This window comes from Mesorhizobium sp. IMUNJ 23033 (genome assembly GCF_044778005.1).
Classification (GTDB): Bacteria; Pseudomonadota; Alphaproteobacteria; order Rhizobiales; family Rhizobiaceae; genus Mesorhizobium; species Mesorhizobium amorphae_A.
In genome coordinates this window covers 166,791-182,117 of record NZ_JBJACT010000010.1, presented here as the reverse complement: position 1 = coordinate 182,117, position 15,327 = coordinate 166,791, and the positions used below count along the sequence as shown (strand labels likewise).

The following is a 15,327-nucleotide window of genomic DNA, read 5'->3' as shown; positions in this document are numbered from 1 at the left end:
TTCGCTTGATTACGCCGCTTCAGCCGCCAGGCGCTGAGCCTTCTCGACCGCTTCGTCGATGCCGCCGACCATGTAGAAGGCCGCCTCCGGCAGGTGATCGTAGTCGCCGGCGCAGAGGCCCTTGAAGCCCTTGATGGTGTCGGCGAGGTCGACCAGCTTGCCCGGCGAACCCGTGAACACTTCGGCGACGAAGAACGGCTGCGACAGGAAGCGCTCGATCTTGCGGGCGCGGGCAACGGTCTGCTTATCCTCTTCGGACAGCTCGTCCATGCCCAGGATGGCGATGATGTCCTGCAGCGACTTGTAGCGCTGGAGGATCGACTGCACCAGGCGGGCGACCTGGTAGTGCTCTTCGCCGACGACCATCGGGTCGAGCATGCGCGAGGTCGAGTCAAGCGGGTCGACGGCCGGGTAGATGCCCTTTTCCGAGATCGCGCGGTTGAGCACGGTCGTCGCGTCGAGGTGGGCGAACGAGGTCGCCGGCGCCGGGTCGGTCAGGTCGTCGGCCGGCACGTAGATCGCCTGCACCGAGGTGATCGAGCCCTTGGTCGTCGTGGTGATGCGCTCCTGCAGCGCGCCCATGTCGGTGGCGAGAGTCGGCTGATAACCCACGGCCGAAGGAATACGGCCAAGCAGCGCCGACACTTCCGAACCCGCCTGCGTGAAACGGAAGATGTTGTCGACGAAGAACAGCACGTCCTGGCCCTGGTCGCGGAAATATTCGGCGACCGTCAGACCGGTCAGGCCGACGCGGGCACGCGCACCCGGCGGCTCGTTCATCTGGCCGTAGACGAGTGCTGCCTTGGAACCGGCGCCGCCGCCCTTCTTGTTGACGCCGGACTCGATGAACTCGTGATAGAGGTCATTGCCCTCGCGGGTGCGCTCGCCGACGCCGGCGAACACCGAGAAGCCGCCATGCGCCTTGGCGACGTTGTTGATCAGTTCCTGGATCAGCACGGTCTTGCCGACGCCGGCGCCGCCGAACAGGCCGATCTTGCCGCCGCGGGCGTAGGGCGCGAGCAGGTCGAGAACCTTGATGCCGGTGACCAGGATCTGCGCTTCCGTCGACTGCTCGACATAGGTCGGCGCCGGCTGGTGGATGGCGCGCATTTCGATACCGTCGACCGGGCCCTCTTCGTCGACCGGCTCGCCAATGACGTTGATGATGCGGCCAAGCATGCCCGGGCCGACCGGCACGGTGATCGGCGCGCCGGTGTCATAGACGTCCTGGCCGCGAACCAGACCTTCGGTCGAGTCCATGGCGATGCAGCGCACGGTGTTTTCACCAAGATGCTGTGCGACCTCGAGCACGAGGCGGTTGCCGACATTGACCGTCTCCAGCGCGTTCAGGATCGCCGGCAGATGCTCGCCGAACTGCACGTCGACGACGGCGCCGATGACCTGGCGAACCTTGCCGACCGCACCCGTCTTCTTGATGGTAACGGCTGGCGTCTTGGCTGCAGCGGCCTTGGCCGGCGCTGCCGCCTTCTTGGCCGGAGCCGCCTTCGCTGCTGCTGCCGGAGCCTTTGCCGGCGCTGCCGCCTTGGGGGTCGCCGTCTTCGAGGCTGCCTTCTGGGGGGTCGCTGCTTTCGCCATCGTCTTTGCCCTTTTTCGTCTCTTTGTTTTTCGCACGCCGGAAGGTCGATGACCTTCTTGCGAGCGTGCCTAGAGCGCCTCGGCGCCCGAAATGATTTCGATCAATTCCTTGGTGATCTGCGCCTGCCGCTGGCGGTTGTAGGTGATCGACAATTTGTTGATCATGTCGCCGGCGTTGCGCGTCGCATTGTCCATGGCGCTCATCTTGGCACCCATCTCGCCAGCTGCGTTTTCGAGCAGCGCGCGGAAGACCTGCACCGAGATGTTGCGCGGAATGAGGTCGGAGAGGATCTCGCCCGGCTCCGGCTCATATTCGTAGACGGCATTGCCGCCGTCCGCCGCTGCGGCCGGAGCGGAGGCCACACCGGCCGGAATGATCTGTTGCGCGGTCGGGATCTGGCTGATCACCGACTTGAACTGCGAATAGAACAGCGTGCAGACGTCGAAGCTGCCCTCGCCGAAGAGGTGAATGACCTTGCGGGCAATCGCGTCGGCGTTGACGAAGCCAAGCGTCTTGACCTCGCGCAGATCGACACGGTCGATGATCTGTGACGCGTAGTCACGGCGCAATATGTCAAAACCCTTCTTGCCGACGCAGATGATCTTGACCTGCTTGCCGTCCGCCAGCAGCCGGCGGATGTGATCCCGGGCGAAACGCGCGATCTGCGAGTTGAAGCCGCCGCACAGGCCACGCTCGGCGGTGCAGACGACGAGCAGATGCACGTCGTCCTTGCCGGTGCCGGTCATCAGCGCCGGGGCATCGCCACCGCCGCCGACCGCCTGGGTGATGTTGGCCAGAACCGCGCCCATCCGCTCGGAATAGGGACGCGCCGCTTCCGCAGCCTCCTGCGCGCGGCGCAGCTTCGCCGCGGCGACCATCTGCATCGCCTTGGTGATCTTCTGCGTCGCCTTAACCGAGGCGATACGGTTACGAAGGTCTTTTAATGAAGGCATGCTTCAAACCTGATCCCGTGCGTCCGGCTTCGTTCAAGCAAAGGTCTTGGCGAAGGCGTCGATTTCCGCCTTCAGCTTGGCGCGCAGATCATCCGACAGCGCCTTCTCCTTGCGGATGCCATCGAGCACGTCCTTGCCGGCCGAGCGCATGTGGCTGAGCAGCCCATGTTCGAACTTGCCGACCTGATTGATCGCCAGCTTGTCGAGGTAACCGTTGACGCCGGCGAAGATCACCGCGACCTGCTCCTCGACCTTGAGCGGCGAGAACTGCGGCTGCTTCAAAAGCTCGGTCAGGCGCGAGCCGCGGTTGAGCAGGCGCTGCGTGGCGGCGTCGAGGTCGGAGCCGAACTGCGCGAAGGCCGCCATTTCGCGGTACTGCGCGAGCTCGCCCTTGATCGAGCCGGCGACCTGCTTCATCGCCTTGATCTGCGCCGACGAACCGACGCGCGACACCGACAGGCCGACGTTGACCGCCGGACGGATGCCCTGGAAGAACAAATTGGTTTCCAGGAAGATCTGGCCGTCGGTGATCGAGATGACGTTGGTCGGGATGTAGGCCGACACGTCGTTGGCCTGCGTCTCGATGATCGGCAGCGCGGTCAGCGACCCGTTGCCATTGTCGTCATTGAGCTTGGCGGCTCGCTCGAGCAGGCGCGAATGCAGGTAGAACACGTCGCCCGGATAGGCTTCGCGGCCCGGCGGGCGGCGCAGCAAGAGCGACATCTGGCGATAGGCGACGGCCTGCTTCGACAGATCGTCATAGCTGATCAGCGCGTGCATGCCGTTGTCGCGGAAATATTCGCCCATGGTGCAGCCGGCGAACGGCGCCAGGAACTGCATCGGCGCCGGGTCGGACGCGGTGGCGGCGATGATGATCGAATAGTCGAGCGCGCCGCGCTCTTCCAGCACCTTGACGAACTGCGCGACGGTCGAGCGCTTCTGGCCGACGGCGACGTAGACGCAGTAGAGCTTCTCCTTCTCGGGACCGTTGTCGTGCACCGACTTCTGGTTCAGCATCGTGTCGAGGATGATGGCGGTCTTGCCGGTCTGGCGGTCGCCGATGACCAGCTCGCGCTGGCCGCGGCCGACCGGGATCAGCGCGTCGATGGCCTTGAGGCCGGTCGACATCGGCTCATGCACCGATTTGCGCGGGATGATGCCGGGCGCCTTGACGTCGACGCGCTTGCGCTCGACTGCCTTGATCGGACCCTTGCCGTCGATCGGATTGCCGAGCGCGTCGACGACGCGGCCGAGCAGGCCCGGACCGACCGGAACGTCGACGATGGCGCCCGTGCGCTTGACGGTGTCGCCTTCCTTGATGTCGCGGTCGGCGCCGAAGATGACGACGCCGACATTGTCGGCTTCGAGGTTGAGCGCCATGCCGCGGATGCCGCCGGGGAACTCGACCATTTCGCCGGCCTGGACGTTGTCGAGGCCGTAGACGCGGGCGATACCGTCACCGACGGACAGCACCTGGCCGACTTCGGAGACCTCGGCCTCCTTGCCGAAATTCTTGATCTGGTCTTTCAGAATTGCGGAAATTTCCGCGGCGCGGATGTCCATCAGCCGACCTCTTTCAGTGCAAGCTTGAGCGAATTGAGTTTGGTTTTTAATGACGTATCGATCTGGCGCGAGCCCATCTTGACCACCAGCCCGCCAAGCAGCGACGGATCGACGGTAACGGTGATGGCCACATCCTTGCCGGCCACGCTTTTCAGCGCCGCCTTCAGTTCGGTCTGCTGGGCAGGGGTCAGCTCATGCGCGGACGTCACCTCGGCAGCAGCCTCGCCACGATGTTCGGCGGCGATCTGGCGAAACGCCTTGATCATGCCCGGCACGGCGAACAGCCGGCGGTTCTTGGCGACGACGCGCAGGAAATTGCCGGTCAACCCGGTGATCCCGGCCTTGTCGGCGATCGCCGCGATCGCCTTGGCCTGGTCCTCGCTGGAGAACACCGGGCTCCTGATCAGCCGCGTGAGGTCGGCGCTGCCTTCCAGCATCGCCTCGAAACTGTTGAGGTCGGTTTCGACCTTGGCGACGGAATTTGCCTGCTGGGCGAGTTCGAACAGCGAACCCGCGTAGCGTTCTGCGACACCTGAGATTGGCGATGACGATTGGGCCACGGACCGTCTTTTCTCTTGTCTGACAGGCCGCAGATTGTTGGCGCGAGCGAGAACTCTGGCTAAATCTTTGACCTTACTGCATTTTTCCAAGCACGGAGGCGCGGCTTCCGCTATCCCCGGCCGAAAGTCGATTGCCGTCTAGCACAGGCCTTTTAAGACCGCAATGCGTCGTTCCGCATGGTTTTCAGGCACTTTTGTCGCATCCGGTTGCGGAGTTCGACCGAAGCCGTTGGATTCAGGGCAAAAAGCCGAAGACAAAGGCAAGCGGCAGCGCCGCCAGCACAAGTTCCACAATGATCGACGCCCAGTTGAAAGGCGTGTTGGCACCGTCCGACATCATCGACAGCAAGCGGCCGAAGGCTGTGAACAGCCAGGAGAAGCCGAGCGCCATGTAGAGCCATGGTTGCGCCAGCAAAATGCAGCACAGGCTGACACCGAGATAGAAGCCCGACATCCGGCCGCGCCCTTCGGCAATCGCCGCCGCTTTCTCGGGCTTGACCTGCAGCCTGAGTATCCGGAAGGCTAGGTTCGGCGCCAGGAACAGCACAAGCCCGAGAGCCAAGGTCACGACGGCGCTCGACCACGCCAGCCACTCGCCCTGGCTCGTCGGCCATGGAAACACAAAATCCATTTTGTCCCCTCGAAATGCCTGTTTGAAATTGCGAGCATTCTAGCGAACGAAAACCCTTGCGCCAGATGGCGGCCGGCAATTTAGGAAGGTCGCATCAGGAGAGCGCGAATTCCACCGTCGCCTCGGCGTGCAGGCGGGTGGTGTCGAACACCGGAATGTCGAAGTCCGGCTGGCCGATCAGCATGGTGATCTCGGTGCAGCCCATGATGACGCCATCGATCTTTTCATCGCGGCGCAAGCGGTCGACCTCGTCGATATAGGCCGCCTTCGATGGCCCGTTGACGATGCCCTGGCAGAGTTCGTCATAGATCACGCGATGCACCATGTCGCGCCCGGCCTGATCCGGCACCACCGGCTGCAGGCCGTATCGGTCGGCAAGCCGGCCCTTGTAGAAATCCTGCTCCATGGTGAACCGCGTCGCCAGCAGCGCCGGGCGCCTGACGCCGGCGGCCTTGACGGCGACCGCGGTGGCATCGGCGATGTGGATCAGCGGGATAGACACCGCCGCCTGCACTTCATCCGCGAGCTTGTGCATGGTGTTGGTGCAGATCAGAAGCCCCTGCGCACCGCCGGCTTCGAGCTTGCGCGCGGCTTCGACGAGAAGCACGCCAGCGCCGTCCCAATCGCCGTGGTGCTGCCGTTCGGCGATCTCGGCGAAGTCGAACGACCAGAGCAGCAGCTTCGCCGAATGCAGCCCGCCCAGCCGCTCGCGCACGATCTCGTTCAGCAGGCGATAATAGATCGCGGTCGATTCCCAGCTCATGCCGCCGAGCAGGCCCAGGGTTTTCATCTGATCCGCCCTCCGATTTGCATGATCAATCTCACAAAAAGCTCTGCGGATCGATATCGACCTGCACCCGGACCGAGCCGCGCAGCTTCGGCCCTTCGGACAGCATGGCGCGGATGAAACCTTGCATGTCGGCGCGCCGCTCGCCCTGGATCAGCAGGCGGAAGCGATGGCGGCCGCCGAGCAATGACAGCGGCGCCTCAGCCGGGCCGAGCACGAACAGGTCGCTGGCCTGAGGTGCTGCGCGGCGCAGGCCGCGTGCATGGCCCTCCGCTTCCGCCCGCGTCACGGCGCTAACGATGACGCCGGCGAGCCGGCCGAAGGGCGGCAGGGCCGCCCGCTCGCGCTCGGCGATCTCGCGCTCGTAAAAAGCCTCGGCGTCGCCGGAGACGATCGCGCGCATCACCGGATGCTCGGGCTGGAAGGTTTGCAGCAGGCCGAGACTCTTCTTGCCCGTGCGGCCGGCGCGCCCCGTCACCTGGCTGAGCAGCTGGAAGGTGCGCTCGGCGGCGCGCGGATCGCCATTGGCAAGACCGAGATCGGCGTCGACCACCCCGACCAATGTCATGTTCGGAAAATTGTGGCCCTTGGCGACAAGCTGCGTGCCGATGACGATGTCGGCTTCGCCATTGGCGATGGCCTCGAGTTCGAGCCGCAGCCGCCGCACCCCGCCCATCAGGTCGGACGACAGGACGATGGTGCGGGCGTCGGGGAAATGCGTGACGACCTCTTCGGCGATGCGCTCGACACCCGGCCCGCAGGCGACGAGATGGTCGAGCGTGCCGCATTCCGGGCAGGCATCCGGGCGGCGTTCATTGTGCCCGCAATGGTGACAGACGAGCTGGCCGCGAAAGCGGTGCTCGACCAGCCAGGCCGAACAGACCGGGCAGCCGAAGCGATGGCCGCAGACCCGGCACAGCGTCAGCGGCGCGTAGCCGCGCCGGTTGAGGAACAGCAACGATTGTTCCTGCCGCTCCAGTGTCCGCTTCATATGGTCGAGCATCAGCGGCGACAGGAAGCCGCCACGTGCCGGCGGCGCGCGGCGCATGTCGATGGTCTTCAGGTCGGGAAGCGCGGCTTCAGCAAAGCGCCCCGAAAGCACCGCCCTGCTATAGCGGCCCTGGCTCGCATTGACCCGGCTTTCGACCGACGGCGTCGCCGAGGCGAGCACCACCGGAAAGCCGCCAATATGGCCGCGCACAACGGCCATGTCGCGCGCATTGTAGAAGACGCGGTCCTCCTGCTTGTAGGCGGGGTCGTGCTCCTCGTCGACGACGATCAGCCCGAGATCGCGGAACGGCAGGAACAGCGCCGAGCGCGCGCCGGCGACGACGCGCACGCCGCCTTCCGCAACCTGCCGCCAGACGCGTTCGCGCATCCGCGGCGGCAGGTCGGAATGCCACTCCGCCGGCTTGGCGCCGAAACGGTCCTGGAAGCGTTCCAGGAAGGCGTGCGTCAGCGCGATTTCCGGCAGCAGGATCAGCACCTGCCTGCCCTTGTCGAGTGCCGTCGCCACCGCCTCGAAATAGACTTCCGTCTTGCCGGAGCCGGTGACGCCGTCGAGCAAGGTGACGCCGAACGCGTCGGCCGACACACCGGCGCGCAGCATCACGGCCGCATCCTCCTGGTCGGGCATCAGCGCAGGCTGGGCATAGGCAGGGTCGGGCGCTGCGACCACCGGTCGCGGCGGGATCATCACGGCCTCGAACACGCCTTGAGCCCGCAAGCCGTCGATGACGGTCGAGGACACGCCGGCGGCATGCGCCAGGCCCGAGCGCGTCCAGGCAAGCCCGCCTTCGGCCGTCTCCAGCACCCGTGTCCTCGCCTCCGTCATCCGGTCGGGCCGGAGCATGGTGCGCTGCAGCCCTTCTATCCATGGCTCCGGGTCGAAGGCCTCCGGCGCCCGCAGCAGCATGCGCGCCACCATGCCGGGCGGCGACAGCGTGTATTGGGCGATCCAGTCGACGAAGCGGCGCATCGCGCGGTCGATCGGCGGGCAGTCGAAGACTTGTTCGATCGGTCGCAATTTCTTTGCGTCGACCTTTTCGACGACGCCGTCCCAGACGATGCCGGCAACCTGGCGCGGTCCCAGCGGCACGCGCACGATCGAGCCCGGCACCACCCGCATGCCCATCGGCACAGCATAGGTGTAGGGCCGCTCGGCGGGCATCGGCACCAGCACGGGCGCGGCTGCGACAAAGGGCGAATCTTCTTCCATGAGGCGTGACCTTGCCCCGACTTTGGTCTAGAGCAAAGACCGACCCCGAATGTGCATGGCATGCACATGAAAATCTTCAGGAGACCCCATCATGAAATTTTTTGTCGACACCGCCGATGTCAAGGAAATCCGTGAGCTGAACGATCTTGGCCTGCTCGATGGCGTCACCACCAATCCCTCGCTGATCCTGAAGTCCGGCGGCAAGATCGCCGATGTCACCAAGCAGATCTGCGACATCGTCGACGGTCCGGTCTCGGCCGAAGTGGTGGCCACCGAATTCAAGGACATGATGGCGGAGGCCGAGGTGCTGGCCAAGATCGCGCCCAATGTCTGCATCAAGGTGCCGCTGACGCTGGACGGGCTGAAGGCCTGCAAGACGATCCGCACGCAGATGAACCGGATGGTCAATGTGACGCTGTGCTTCTCCGCCAACCAAGCGCTGCTGGCCGCCAAGGCCGGCGCCTCCTTCATCTCGCCCTTCGTCGGCCGCATCGACGATACCGGCTCGGACGGCATGGAACTGATCCAGGAGATCCGGCAGATCTACGACAATTACGACTACCCGACCGAGATCCTGACGGCGTCGGTCCGCACCGTGAACCACGTCAAGCAGGCGGCGCTGATCGGCGCCGACGTCATCACCGCGCCGCCGGCGACGCTGAAGGCACTGGTCAAGCACCCGCTGACCGACAAGGGCCTCGAGGCGTTCCTCGCCGACTGGGCCAAGACCGGCCAGAAGATCGGCTGATACGGAGCTAACGGGATTTGTGAAAAAAGGCCGAGCAATCGGCCTTTTTTCTTGCGTATTCCATACCGGCAAAATGGGAAGTGATCAGGCCTTCTTGCCGTGCTTGACCAGATCCTGGGCGACCGATAGCCGCAGCAGTTCCGCCAGTTCGCGCGCGGCGCGGTTTTCCGCGTCGAGCTGTGCCCGGTAGGAGGCGTATTCCTGGGTTGGCCTGTCGAACGATGACGGCACCGAGCGCTTGCCGGTTGCGATCACCGCGCCGGTCCTGGCGTCGGTCAGCACATAGTTCGAGGTCAGCGTCACCGTGCCGGCCGTCGGCTCGTCCTCGTCGGTCTGGATCTGCACAAGGGCCGCCGATTCGACCAATTCGCTGACGCCGAGATCGAGCGTGTAGACCGGCGAGGCCGGCTCGCCCGCGCCCTGGCCGAGCCCGAAGATCAGATTGTTACGCACCTGCTGGGCGTAACGGGTCTTGACCGGCTTGATCGAGATCGACGCCAGTTCGGCGGCGGCGCCGACGGTCGAACCGGCGGTGAGCGGCGCGTTCGAATAGAGCGGACGCACCGTGCAGGCCGAAACCAGCGCGGCCGAGGCGACCAGGCCGCACAGTGCTGCACGGCGCAGAAAACGCGTCGTCCTTCCAAGCTCAGGCAACGACATTGACGATCCTCTGCGGCACGATGATCACCTTGCGGGGCGCCTTACCTTCGAGCGCTTTCTGCACGAAGTCGAGGGCCAGCACCGCTTTTTCGACGGCACCTTGGTCCGCGTCGCGGGCAATTGTCAAATCGCCGCGCTTCTTGCCGTTGACCTGCACCGGCAGCACGATCTCGTTGTCGACGACCAGCGCCGGATCGTAGACAGGCCACGGCCGTTCGGCGACCATATCGGTGCCGCCGAGCGTCTCCCAGCACTCCTCGGCCAGATGCGGCATGACCGGCGCGACCAGGTGTACCAGGATCGCCACCGCCTCTCGGCAAGCGCCTTTCAGCGCCGGATCGGCCTTGCCTTCGGCGACCTCGTTGAGCGGCGCGGTCAAGGCATTGGCGAGCTCGTAGACGCGGGCAATGGCGCGGTTGAAGGCGAGCTTCTCGATGTCTTCGCCGACCGCTTTCAGGATCTTGTGCGCGGTTTTGGAAACAGCACCCGCCTCACCGTCCTGCGCCGCCGCCGGCTGGATGCCGGCCAGCGACTCGGCAGCCATTGACACCAGTCGCCAGACGCGCTGGACGAAGCGGTGCGCGCCGGCCGCGCCATCGTCGGTCCATTCGACGTCGCGCTCGGGCGGCGAATCCGACAGCATGAACCAGCGCGCGGTGTCGGCGCCGTAGCCGTCGGTGATCTCTTCCGGGCTCACCGTGTTCTTCTTCGACTTCGACATCTTCTCCAGCGGGCCGATCACGGCCTCATCGCCGGTGGCGATCTCGATGGCGCTGCGCTTGCCGTCGACGTCCTCCAGCCTGACCTCGCCGGGCGACAGCCAGCGGCCGTTGGACGCGCTGCCGACCCGGTAGGTCTCGTGCACCACCATGCCTTGCGTAAACAGGCCCTTGAACGGCTCGGCCAGGTCGAGATGTCCGGTCTCGCGCATGGCACGGGTGAAGAAGCGCGAATAGAGCAGATGCAGGATCGCATGCTCGATGCCGCCAATATACTGATCGACCGCCAGCCATTCATTGGCCGCCCGCGGGTCGGTGGGATCGTTGGCCCAGGGCGCGGTGAAGCGCGCGAAATACCAGGACGAATCGACGAACGTGTCCATCGTGTCTGTCTCGCGCCGTGCCGCCTTGCCGCATTGCGGGCAGTTGACATGCCGCCAGGTCGGGTGGCGGTCGAGCGGGTTGCCCGGCCGGTCGAACTCAATGTCGTCGGGCAGCTTGACCGGCAGATCGGCCTTCGGCACCGGCACCACGCCGCAATCCTCGCAATGGATCATCGGGATCGGGCAGCCCCAGTAGCGCTGGCGCGAAATGCCCCAGTCGCGCAGGCGGAAGTTCACCTTGCGCTCCGCCATCGGCCGGTTGCCGATGGTTTTCTGCTCGAGCAGCTTCGCCACCTCGTCGAACGCCTTCTCCGGCGTCATACCGTCGAGGAAGCGCGAATTGATCATCACACCGTCGCCGTCATAGGCCTCCTCGATGATCTGGAAGGTTTTCGCATCGGCGTCTTCCGGCATCACCACCGGTACCACCGGCAGGCCGTATTTGTTGGCGAAGTCGAGGTCGCGCTGATCGCCGGACGGGCAGCCGAAGATGGCGCCGGTACCGTATTCCATCAGCACGAAATTGGCGACATAGACCGGCAGCGTCCAGCTGTCGTCGAACGGATGGACGACGCGGATGCCGGTGTCGAAACCCTTCTTCTCGGCCGTCTCCAGCGCCGCCACCGAGGTGCCCATGTGGCGGACCTCTTCGATGAACTTGGCCAGCGCCGGATTGTCTTCCGCGGCCTTTTTCGCCAGCGGATGATCGGCGGCGACAGCCATGAAGGAGGCGCCGAAGATGGTATCGGGCCTGGTCGTATACACTTCGAGTTCATGCTCGCCGGCAATCGGTGCGGCCAGCGGCCAGCGGATCAGCAGCCCTTCCGAGCGGCCGATCCAGTTGTGCTGCATCAGCTTGACCTTCTCCGGCCACTCGTCGAGGCCTTCGAGCGAATCCAAGAGGTCCTGCGCATAGTCGGTGATCTTGAAGAACCACTGCGTCAGCTCGCGCTGTTCGACCAGCGCGCCCGAGCGCCAGCCGCGCCCGTCGATCACCTGCTCGTTGGCGAGCACAGTCATGTCCTCCGGGTCCCAGTTGACCTTGGAGGATTTGCGCGTCACCAGCCCTTTCTCGACGAAGTCGAGGAACAGCATCTGCTGGCGGTGGTAGTAGTCGACGTCGCAAGTGGCGAATTCGCGCGCCCAGTCGAGCGACAGGCCCATGACCTTGAGCTGCTCGCGCATGGCGGCGATGTTCTCATAGGTCCAGTCCTTGGGATGGACCTTGTTCTGCATCGCCGCGTTCTCGGCCGGCATACCGAAGGCGTCCCAGCCCATCGGGTGCAGCACGCTGAACCCCTTGGCCCGCTTGTAGCGCGCCACCACGTCGCCCATCGTGTAGTTGCGGGTGTGGCCGATATGGATCTTCCCCGACGGATAGGGGAACATCTCCAGCACATAGTATTTCGGACGCGGGTCGTCGTTTTGCGCTTCGAACAGCTTCTTGGCGTCCCAGGCCTTCTGCCATTTGGGCTCTGACGCGCGCGGATTGTATCGTTCGGTTGCCATCGGATGTTTTTCACTTAAAAGCAGGCACGAGCCACCGGACAATGGCCGGCGGCCAGGGAAAATGTCGTCGCGGTGTTCACCATGGATTGCCGGACCCGTCAACTGCGGCGATCCGGCCGAGAGCGATAAAGACAGGCAGGATTTAGGCATGGCGAACGCCGTCGAACAGCTTTTTGCCGTCAAGGCGCGGATCGCCGCCGCCGAGCGCGAGGCCGGGCGAGATGCCGGTGCTGTGACGCTGGTCGCGGTGTCGAAAACCTTCGAAGCCGCCGATATCCGTCCGGTGATCGAGGCCGGCCAACACGTCTTCGGCGAGAACCGCGTGCAGGAAGCACAAGCCAAATGGCCGGCGCTGAAGGCAGCATTCCCGGAAATCGAACTGCACCACATCGGTCCGCTACAGTCGAACAAGGCGAAGGAAGCGGTCGCCCTGTTCGACGTCATCGAGACGATCGATCGCGAGAAGATCGCGGCCGAGCTTGCCAAGGAGATCGCCCGGCAGGGCCGGACACCAAGGCTCTACGTGCAGGTCAACACCGGCTCCGAGCCGCAGAAGGCAGGCATCGAGCCGCGCGAGGCCGTCGCCTTCGTCGCCCGTTGCCGCGAGGTTCACGGCCTCGCCATCGAAGGCCTGATGTGCATCCCGCCGGCCGACGAGAATCCCGGCCCGCATTTCGCCCTGCTGGAGAAGCTCAGCAAGGAAGCCGGCGTCGCAAGACTGTCGATGGGCATGTCCGGCGACTACGATACGGCCATCGCCTTCGGCGCCACCAGCGTCAGGGTCGGCTCGGCGATCTTCGGCAGCCGCTAGCAGAAGCTTGAGCCAATCCCAACAGTGCAATTGCGCCAGCGCTTGAAACGGAACGTACCGTTCCTATTTTCCGGACGTCATCACCAAACCTCCCGGAGCCGCACCATGCGCTACAACCAACTCGGAAACACGGGGATGTTCGTCTCCGAACTTTGCCTCGGCACCATGACCTTCGGCGCCGCCGGGGAAAACGCCCAATGGGGCCTGATCGCCAGCCTGAACCAGAAGGGCGTTGACGAGATCGTCGGCCGGTCCATTGCCGCGGGCGTCAATTTCTTCGACACGGCCGACGTCTATTCGTTCGGTGAGTCCGAAAAACTGCTCGGCCAGTCGCTGAAAAACCTCGGTGTAGTCAGGTCGGACGTGGTCATCGCCACCAAGGTCCACGGCGCCATGGGCAGTGGCCCGAACCAGCGCGGCTCCTCACGCGGCCATATCATGGATTCGGTCGATGCCAGCCTCGAGCGGCTGCAGCTCGACCATATCGATCTCTACCAGCTGCACGGCACCGATGCGGTGACGCCGATCGACGAGACGCTGCGGGCGCTCGACGATCTTGTGTCCAGCGGCAAGGTGCGTTACGTCGGCGTCTCGAACTGGCAGGCCTGGCGCATCGCCAAGGCGCTGGGCATCGCCGAGCGCAAGGGCTTTGCCCGCTTCGAGACCGTGCAATCCTATTATTCGATCGCCGGCCGCGATCTCGAGCGCGAGATCGTGCCTTTGATCAACGAGGAAAAGCTCGGCCTGATGGGGTGGTCGCCGATGGCGGGCGGCCTGCTCTCCGGCAAGTACGGTCCGGGCGCGCCCGGCAATGGCGAAGGCCGCCGCGCGTCCTTTAATTTCCCGCCGGTCAACGAGGACCGTGCCTGGGCAGCGGTTGCCGTCATGCGCGACATTGCCGGGAAGCACGGCGTCAGCGTCGCCACGGTGGCGCTCGGCTATGTGCTGGCAAAACCCTTCGTGATGAGCGTCATCATCGGCGCCAGCCGCATGGAGCAGCTCGAGCAGAACCTTGCCGCGACCGCGCTGAAGCTCGACGCCGACGACCTCGCCAGGCTGGATGAGGTGAGCGCTCTGCCGGCCGAATATCCCGGCTGGATGTTGGAACGGCAGGCGGCAGGCCGCCGCCCGGCGCCGTTCGCACCGAAGGCGTAAGCAACAGCCATCCCTAGCTGACAGTTCGGGAGCCACCGGCTCCCGAACGTCTTTCAGAGCCGTACTGTCTCGACCAGAAAGTCGAGAAAGGCCCGCACCCGCGCCGGCAGGTGCTTGCCCTGGCCGACATAGACAGCGTGCGTCAGTTCCTCATCGCCGGGGTTGAAGTCCTCGAGCAAAGGCACCAGCCGGCCGGCGGCGATGTCGGCCGCGACATGCCAGCGCGCCAGCCGGGCTATGCCCGCGCCTGAAAGTGCCATCAGCCGCATCGCCTCGCCATCGCTGACCAGCGCGCTTCCGGTGGTCGGGACCACGATGGAGCGGTCGGCTCTGTCGACAAACGGCCAGCCGTCGATATGGCGCGCGAAGCGGAAGCCCATCCGGTTGTGGCGGTCGAGATCGACCGGTGTCCGCGGCGTGCCATGGGCGTCGAGGTAGGAGGGTGCCGCGACCACGACTGTCCGGCTTTGCCCGAGCTTGCGCGCCACCAGCCGCGATTCGCCGAGCGGCCCGGCACGGATGGCGACATCGGCGCGCTCCTCCATCAGATCGATGACATGGTCGGTCAGCACAAGGTCGACCGAGATCTCGGGATAGCGTTCGAGGAAGCGCGGCAGCAGCGGGATCAGCCGGTGCTGGCCAAAGGGGACATAGCTGTTGACCCGCAGCAGGCCGCGCGGTGCTGCCCCTGCAGCTGCTTCTCGCTCGGCCGCCGCCATGTCGGCGAGGATGCGCACGCCGCTGTCATGGAAGGCGATGCCCTCCGGCGTGAGCTGCAGCCGTCGCGTCGAGCGGCTGACCAGGCGCGCGCCAAGCCGGGCCTCCAGCCGCGCGATCAGCTTGCTCACCGCCGACGGCGTCATCCGCAACGCCCGCGCCGCCGCCGAAAAACTGCCCGCCTCGACGACGCGGACGAACACTTCGATCTCGCCGGAGCGGTTTGTCTCTGGTCTCGCCATTCGTGAATCTATTTCACAGAAAGTATGCCCGGAGCAAGGCTGGTTCACAGTTGGTTGCGACACGATCTTCCGGG

The 15,327-nt window shown here is 65.0% G+C and carries 13 protein-coding genes; 3 read left to right on the top strand and 10 right to left on the bottom strand.

From position 1 onward, the window contains the following. Positions 1 to 9 precede the first annotated feature (9 nt). The 7 genes from atpD to ACFX5Q_RS14020 form a co-directional block, all read right to left on the bottom strand. Complete coding sequence (gene atpD, locus ACFX5Q_RS14050; RefSeq protein ID WP_404278734.1) at positions 10 to 1,596, bottom strand: F0F1 ATP synthase subunit beta; 1,587 nt, start codon at positions 1,594 to 1,596, stop codon at positions 10 to 12. 69 nt (positions 1,597 to 1,665) lie between these two features. Next, positions 1,666 to 2,550, bottom strand: a complete 885-nt coding sequence (locus ACFX5Q_RS14045; RefSeq protein ID WP_404278732.1) for a F0F1 ATP synthase subunit gamma — start codon at positions 2,548 to 2,550, stop codon at positions 1,666 to 1,668. Between the two features lie 33 nt (positions 2,551 to 2,583). Continuing rightward, the gene (atpA, locus tag ACFX5Q_RS14040) at positions 2,584 to 4,113 is read right to left on the bottom strand and encodes a F0F1 ATP synthase subunit alpha (protein ID WP_006206552.1); all 1,530 of its coding nucleotides are present in this window, start codon (positions 4,111 to 4,113) and stop codon (positions 2,584 to 2,586) included. Next, entirely contained in the window at positions 4,113 to 4,673 is a 561-nt protein-coding gene (locus ACFX5Q_RS14035; protein ID WP_404278729.1) for a F0F1 ATP synthase subunit delta, read from the bottom strand. Before ACFX5Q_RS14035 ends, atpA begins: the two co-directional genes overlap by 1 nt. Positions 4,674 to 4,908: 235 nt before the next feature. Next, complete coding sequence (locus tag ACFX5Q_RS14030; RefSeq protein WP_006206550.1) at positions 4,909 to 5,304, bottom strand: DUF4345 family protein; 396 nt, start codon at positions 5,302 to 5,304, stop codon at positions 4,909 to 4,911. A 94-nt stretch (positions 5,305 to 5,398) separates the two neighbouring features. Beyond that, on the bottom strand, positions 5,399 to 6,094 hold the full coding sequence (locus ACFX5Q_RS14025; RefSeq protein ID WP_404278727.1) for an aspartate/glutamate racemase family protein: 696 nt from the start codon (positions 6,092 to 6,094) through the stop codon (positions 5,399 to 5,401). 31 nt (positions 6,095 to 6,125) lie between these two features. Beyond that, positions 6,126 to 8,309, bottom strand: a complete 2,184-nt coding sequence (locus ACFX5Q_RS14020; protein WP_404278725.1) for a primosomal protein N' — start codon at positions 8,307 to 8,309, stop codon at positions 6,126 to 6,128. A 91-nt stretch (positions 8,310 to 8,400) separates the two neighbouring features. Here ACFX5Q_RS14020 and fsa point away from each other — a divergent pair, with 91 nt between their 5' ends. Beyond that, entirely contained in the window at positions 8,401 to 9,057 is a 657-nt protein-coding gene (gene fsa / locus ACFX5Q_RS14015; protein WP_404278723.1) for a fructose-6-phosphate aldolase, read from the top strand. An 84-nt stretch (positions 9,058 to 9,141) separates the two neighbouring features. Here fsa and ACFX5Q_RS14010 read toward each other — a convergent pair whose 3' ends face one another. Beyond that, on the bottom strand, positions 9,142 to 9,717 hold the full coding sequence (locus ACFX5Q_RS14010) for a hypothetical protein (RefSeq protein ID WP_404278721.1): 576 nt from the start codon (positions 9,715 to 9,717) through the stop codon (positions 9,142 to 9,144). Then, positions 9,704 to 12,328, bottom strand: coding sequence for a leucine--tRNA ligase (gene leuS, locus ACFX5Q_RS14005; protein WP_404278719.1), 2,625 nt, complete (start codon positions 12,326 to 12,328; stop codon positions 9,704 to 9,706). Before leuS ends, ACFX5Q_RS14010 begins: the two co-directional genes overlap by 14 nt. Before the next feature lie 148 nt (positions 12,329 to 12,476). On the opposite strand from leuS, the gene ACFX5Q_RS14000 reads away from it, so the two are divergent. Both ACFX5Q_RS14000 and ACFX5Q_RS13995 read left to right on the top strand, forming a co-directional pair. Continuing rightward, positions 12,477 to 13,139 (top strand): YggS family pyridoxal phosphate-dependent enzyme, encoded by a 663-nt coding sequence (locus ACFX5Q_RS14000; protein WP_404278717.1) that lies wholly within the window; start codon positions 12,477 to 12,479, stop codon positions 13,137 to 13,139. A gap of 105 nt (positions 13,140 to 13,244) precedes the next feature. After that, a complete protein-coding gene (locus ACFX5Q_RS13995; protein WP_404278715.1) occupies positions 13,245 to 14,294 on the top strand; it encodes an aldo/keto reductase in 1,050 nt (349 codons plus the stop codon). A gap of 53 nt (positions 14,295 to 14,347) precedes the next feature. On the opposite strand, the gene ACFX5Q_RS13990 is transcribed toward ACFX5Q_RS13995, so the two are convergent. Further along, complete coding sequence (locus tag ACFX5Q_RS13990) at positions 14,348 to 15,253, bottom strand: LysR family transcriptional regulator (RefSeq protein ID WP_404278713.1); 906 nt, start codon at positions 15,251 to 15,253, stop codon at positions 14,348 to 14,350. Positions 15,254 to 15,327 lie beyond the last annotated feature (74 nt).